Below are 803 nucleotides of genomic sequence, written 5' to 3' on the forward strand. Positions count from 1 at the left end.
ATTGCGAAACGCAGACCGTCGTCCATCGCGATCGGGTGGATCAGGGTAACAACCATTTTGATGTTGTCGCCCGGCATTACCATCTCTACGCCTTCCGGCAGTTCGATGGTGCCAGTCACGTCAGTTGTACGGAAGTAGAACTGCGGACGGTAGCCTTTGAAGAACGGAGTATGACGGCCGCCTTCGTCTTTGGACAGAATGTACACTTCAGATTCGAACTTGGTGTGCGGCTTGATAGAACCCGGCTTAGCCAGTACCTGACCACGTTCGATTTCTTCACGTTTGATACCACGCAGCAGAACACCAACGTTCTCACCAGCACGGCCTTCGTCCAGCAGTTTGCGGAACATTTCAACGCCAGTACAGGTAGACTTCGCAGTCTCTTTGATACCAACGATTTCAACTTCTTCGCCAACTTTGATGATACCGCGCTCTACACGACCGGTAACAACGGTACCACGACCGGAGATGGAGAATACGTCTTCGATCGGCAGCAGGAACGGCTTGTCAATCGCACGCTCTGGTTCCGGGATGTAAGAATCCAGGTAGCCAGCCAGTTCGATGATTTTCGCTTCCCAGTCTGCGTCGCCTTCCAGCGCTTTCAGAGCGGAACCGCGAACGATCGGAGTGTCGTCGCCCGGGAAATCGTACTGAGACAGAAGTTCACGAACTTCCATTTCAACCAGTTCCAGCAGCTCTTCGTCATCAACCATGTCGCATTTGTTCAGGAACACGATGATGTACGGAACGCCTACCTGACGACCCAGCAGGATGTGCTCACGAGTCTGCGGCATCGGGCCGTC

At 53.5% G+C, this 803-nt stretch carries 1 protein-coding gene; it reads right to left on the bottom strand.

Going from position 1 to position 803, the window contains the following annotated elements; translation table 11 throughout:
• Positions 1-803, bottom strand: an 803-nt coding sequence (locus FQK12_RS00070) for an elongation factor Tu (RefSeq protein WP_146295606.1), incomplete at both ends; no start/stop codon positions are given.

This window comes from Klebsiella sp. ME-303 (assembly GCF_007910085.1).
Classification (GTDB): Bacteria; Pseudomonadota; Gammaproteobacteria; order Enterobacterales; family Enterobacteriaceae; genus Klebsiella; species Klebsiella michiganensis.